This is a genomic window from Gordonibacter pamelaeae 7-10-1-b, assembly GCF_000210055.1.
In the GTDB taxonomy this organism is placed as follows: domain Bacteria; phylum Actinomycetota; class Coriobacteriia; order Coriobacteriales; family Eggerthellaceae; genus Gordonibacter; species Gordonibacter pamelaeae.
In genome coordinates this window covers 1,017,551-1,022,357 of record NC_021021.1, presented here as the reverse complement: position 1 = coordinate 1,022,357, position 4,807 = coordinate 1,017,551, and the positions used below count along the sequence as shown (strand labels likewise).

Below are 4,807 nucleotides of genomic sequence, written 5' to 3'. Positions count from 1 at the left end.
CGCGGCGGGCGGGGACGGCGCCGACGAGCGGTTCCTGCTCAAGACGCCCATCCTGTACCTGTTCTGGATCTGGGCCGTCATCGTGGTGGCCATCGGCCTGGCCACCATCGGCAACTGCGCGGCGAACGCGCAGCTCGTGGGCATCGACGCCGCCTTCGCCACGCTGCTTGTGGGCCTGGTGTCCACCTGCAACGGCTTGGCGCGCGTGGTGGTGGGGATGATCTACGACCGCACGAACGTGAAGGTGACTATGTTCGTGGACGGCGCGGTGGCGGCCGTGGCCTGCGGCTGCATCATCGGCGCGTTCGCCACGGGCACCCCGGCGCTCTACATCGCGGGCGCGCTGTGCTGCGGCTTCGCCTACGGCGGCGAGCCGGTGGTGGCGTCGGCCTTCGCCCGCCAGCGCTACGGGTCGGCGAAGTACCCGCTCAACCTGTCGGTCATCAACACGTCCATCATCTACGGCTCACTGCTGAGCATGGCCGCTCAGGCGCTGGCCGGCGGCGTGGACAGCCCGCTCGCCGTGTTCACCATCTTGGGCGTGCTCTCGGTGGTGGCGCTGGTTGACGTGCTGCCCTTCTCGAAAAAGTGGGACGCCGACCTGCGGGCAACGCGCGCGAGGTAGCCTGCGGGGCGAATGCGCGCGGTGCGGTGTCGTTCACTTCCGCACCGTGCCAAGCTATCGGTTTTTGCGATAGCAAAGCATCAGAACAACGAATGACTTAGAAGGTTGTATTCGCCGCCGGTTAGTGGTTTCATGCAATACGCTGCTTTTACCTGCGAAAGCCCAGATAGCGAACGAATGTTTCAAGTGAAACATTCGGCGCGGGCAGACAGGTACGGAAACCGCAAGCGGGCGCTCGGCGCTCGGTCGTGCAGGCGTCGCCCGTCGCGGGCGTGCAAGCAGCGGAGGAAACAAGAACCGATCAAGGAGCAACCATGGCGAAGGACATCCCCGTATCCCAGAAATACTACGATCCGGAGATCGAGTGCATGCCGCGGCCCGAGCTCGAGGCGCTGCAGCTGCAGCGCCTGAAGGACATGGTGGCCTACGCATACGATAACACGGTGTACTACAAGCGCGCGTTCGACGAGGCCGGCGTGACGCCGGACGATATCCGGACGCTCGACGACATCGCGAAGTTCCCGTTCATCGACAAGAAGACCGAACGCGAGACGCAGCACGTGGGCAGCTTCTTCGGCGAGATGTGCTCCGTGCCCGAGGAGGAGGTCATCTTCATGGCCACCTCGTCCGGATCCACGGGCGTCCCCACGGTGAGCCCCTTCACGCAGGAGGACTTCGACCTGTGGCAGGACACCGAGGCGCGCCTGTTCTGGCAGGCCGGCATGCGCCCGAACGACCGCTACGTGCACGCGCTCAACTTCGCGCTGTACGTGGGCGGTCCGGACGTCATCGGCGCGCAGCGCCTGGGCGCGCTGGCCATCTGGGTGGGCGCCGTGCCCTCCGACCGCCTGCTGTTCGTGCTGAAGCAGTACCAGCCCACCGTCATCTGGACGTCGCCGTCTTACGCGTGGCACCTGGGCGAGGTGGCGAAGGAGAAGGGCTACGACCCGCGCACCGACTTCAACATCCACACCATCATCGTGGCCGGCGAGGCGGGCGGGTCGATTCCGTCCACGCGCGAGAGCATCGAGAACCTGTGGGGCGCGAAGGTCGTGGACTTCTACGGCCTGTCCGACATCTACGGTGCCTGCGCCGCCGCATGCGAGGCGCACGACGGCCTGCACATCGTGGAGGACCAGATACTCGTGGAGACGGTGGACCCGACGACCGGCGAGGTGCTGGCGCCGGGCGAGACGGGCGAGCTGGTGTACACCACCCTCATGAAGAAGGCGCGTCCCATGATCCGCTTCCGCACGGGCGATATCGGCTACGTGTCCACCGAGCCGTGCGAATGCGGGCGCACGCTGGCGCGCATCCACATCACCGGCCGCAAGGACGAGATGTTCATCGTGAGCGCCGTGAACGTGTTCCCCACCGACATCGAGTACGTGGTGCGCGGCCTGGACGGCCTCACCGGCGAGTACTCCATCCGCGTGTACGAGCAGGACTTCACCTGCAAGTACGAGGTGTCCGTGGAGCGCGCGCTGGGCAGCGATGAGCCCTACGACGAGGTGGCGAAGCGCACTATGGCCGCCATCAAGGCCCACGTGGGCGTGCGCCCGCAGAAGGTTATCGTGTATGATGCGGGCAAGCTGGGCACGTCATCCGAGCACAAGGCGTCGCGCTTCATCGACGAACGCGGCTGCCAGTAGGTTCCGCCGTTCCGCCGTTCTGTCGAACGGCGGAACGGGCCGACGCTGCGGCCGGCTGTGGCACCGAATCTTCGCGTGCTGGGGAAGGCTCACGTACACAAAGTACGCTTCGCCTTCCCCATCCCACGAATCTTCGGCACCACAGCCGCCCTCGCTGACTGATTTGGACCCACGAGAAAGAAATCTTGTTGAAAGGATTCCACCTATGACCACTGAAACCACGTTCGCCGTTTCCGGCCAGCATTACCTGTTCAACGTGCAGACCTTCGCCCACACCGTGCTGGCGCTGGGCGGCGACGCCTATGCCTACGCGCTGCGCGACCGCACCACCCAGGGCGTCATCGACGACGTTGCCAGCGGGAAGAGCGAGCTGGGCGTGCTGTTCCAGACCTCGGCCACGGCCGACGAGGTGAACGCCGCGCTCGACGCCGCGGGCCTCGAGTTCGTGGAGCTCATCCAGTCGGCCCCGCGCGTGGCGCTGCCGGCGAGCCACCCCATGGTGAACGCCGCGAGCCTCACCCTCGAGGACATGGAAGACTACCCGTACCTCTACTTCGAGCAGGACGAGGACTCCCCGGTCGCCTTCGCCGAGGAGGCGCTGGCCGGCGTGCCGCGCGCGAAGAGCATCGCCTGCACCGACCGCGCCTCGCTCTCGGAGCTGATCGTGGCCCTGAACGGCTACACGGTGACGAGCGGCATCCTGGTGGGCATCTCCGACGGCGCGGGACTCAACACCGTGCCCCTAAACACCGACGTGCAGCTGCACCTGGGCTACGTCGTGCGCAAGGGCGAGCAGCTGGGCGAGACGGGCCAGCGCTTCGTGGACACCCTGAAGAAGAACCTGGAGAGATACGCGCGGTTCTAGGGTTCCGGCAGCCTCTCGGCTGCCGGAACTAAGTCGACGCTGCGGCCGGCTGTGGCACCCGATCTCGCGGCGATGCCGGAGGCTCGCGTACCGAAGTACGCTTCGCCTCCGCCATCCCCTCGATCTCGGGCACCACAGCCGCCCTCGCTGACTGACTACGCCAGCCGGGGTGCCTCCTCTCAAGCGCCTGCGTGCTCGCTACGCGCTTTCCGGGAGCATAAGTCGGAAGCTGCGCTCTTTGCCTGCCAACCTGCGAGCCAACTCCTTTCCGCTGGTGCAAAGTTTGTTCATTGTAGTTGACAAAACATAGCAATCAAGCTAGTTTGTCAACTACAATGAACAAACTTGGAGGTCTCCCTATGATCGAACGCCCACTCTATCTCGACAGAATTCGACCCTTCATCGGCAAACCCATTATAAAAATCGTCACCGGGGTACGTCGTTCGGGGAAATCGACTCTTCTTCAGCTTGTTCGCGCAGAGTTGCATTCCCAAGGCGTGCCCGAGGAGTGCATGCTTGATATAAACCTAGAGGTATACGCGAACCGTCACCTCAAAAATCCCAACCTGCTTTATGAGCAAGTGAAAGCATGGGCGGATTCGTTGGGCGGCGAGCAGGGGTATCTTTTCCTTGATGAGATCCAAGAGGTCGAGTCATGGGAGCAGCTTGTTCCCGGCTTGCAGACGGAATTCCTTGTCGATATCTATCTTACTGGCTCGAACGCCCACTTTCTTTCAGGTGAGTTCGCCACGTATCTTAGCGGGCGTTACGTTGAGTTCGAGGTATTCCCGTTCTCGTTCTCGGAATTTGTCCGCCTCCGGGCTGATGACGGGGTGGTCGAGAGTATGGACGAGGCGTTCGATATCTACCGCGTGCTGGGAGGTTTTCCCTTCCTCTCGTATTTGGGGTATGCGCCCGATCCTTGCCGTGAATATCTGCTCAGCATTTACGACACCGTGGTTTTGAAGGATATGGTGGAGCGAGAAAGCATCAAAGACGCGTCGCTGTTGGGGGAGCTGCTTCCGTTTTTGATTGCGAATGTAGGCCATACTTTCAGCGGCCGCAGTATCGAGCGTATGCTGGAAGGCGAGAACATTTCTATATCCATTGGTTCGGTGCTCAAGTACGTGCAGGTGGCTTGTGATGCCAACCTTTTGTACCGTGCGTCACGTGTTGACGTGATGAGCAAGAAGGTCTTTAAAAGCCAAGAGAAATACTATCTCGTGGACCAAGGTTTGAGGGAGGCGGTGTACGGAAACAATGATCGCAATATCGACCAAGTGTTGGAGAATATCGTGTTTCTCGAACTGCTTCGCTATGGATGGAGCGTGACTGTGGGCGACAAGCCTATGTCTACTTCTGACAACGGCAAAAATCTCTCGGTGAAATCGGACAGCCCCTCACGCGAGATAGACTTCATCGCCTCAAAGGGGTCACGCAAGCTGTATTTGCAAGTGTGCTACTTGCTAGCCGACGAGTCGACGATCGAGCGCGAGTTCAAACCGCTAGAAGAGTTGAGGAGCGATTATCCAAAGTACGTGCTTTCACTCGATGAAGTTGATCGGAGCCAGAAGGGCATCATCCATCGAGATATTCGCGCCTTCCTTCTCGATTCCCACAACCTACTGCGGTAGCGGCCCCTCGTCGTCGGGGGCGCCGGCCGCT

The 4,807-nt window shown here is 61.9% G+C and carries 4 protein-coding genes; all 4 read left to right on the top strand.

Going from position 1 to position 4,807, the window contains the following annotated elements:
- A partial coding sequence (locus GPA_RS04785) for an MFS transporter (protein WP_041239109.1) occupies nt 1-625 on the top strand: 625 nt, incomplete at its 5' end.
- Between the two features lie 314 nt (nt 626-939).
- The gene (locus tag GPA_RS04780; RefSeq protein ID WP_015539113.1) at nt 940-2,277 is read left to right on the top strand and encodes a phenylacetate--CoA ligase family protein; all 1,338 of its coding nucleotides are present in this window, start codon (nt 940-942) and stop codon (nt 2,275-2,277) included.
- Between the two features lie 205 nt (nt 2,278-2,482).
- On the top strand, nt 2,483-3,142 hold the full coding sequence (locus GPA_RS04775) for a LysR family transcriptional regulator substrate-binding protein (RefSeq protein ID WP_015539112.1): 660 nt from the start codon (nt 2,483-2,485) through the stop codon (nt 3,140-3,142).
- Between the two features lie 359 nt (nt 3,143-3,501).
- A complete protein-coding gene (locus tag GPA_RS04770) occupies nt 3,502-4,776 on the top strand; it encodes an ATP-binding protein (RefSeq protein WP_015539111.1) in 1,275 nt (424 codons plus the stop codon).
- The last annotated feature ends 31 nt before the right edge of the window (nt 4,777-4,807 follow it).

What these genes read in the sequence shown, in the direction of transcription:
- GPA_RS04775 (WP_015539112.1), top strand. Translation starts at nt 2,483, where the DNA reads ATGACCACTGAAACCACGTTCGCCGTTTCCGGCCAGCATTACCTGTTC.
- GPA_RS04770 (WP_015539111.1), top strand. Translation starts at nt 3,502, where the DNA reads ATGATCGAACGCCCACTCTATCTCGACAGAATTCGACCCTTCATCGGC.
- GPA_RS04780 (WP_015539113.1), top strand. Translation starts at nt 940, where the DNA reads ATGGCGAAGGACATCCCCGTATCCCAGAAATACTACGATCCGGAGATC.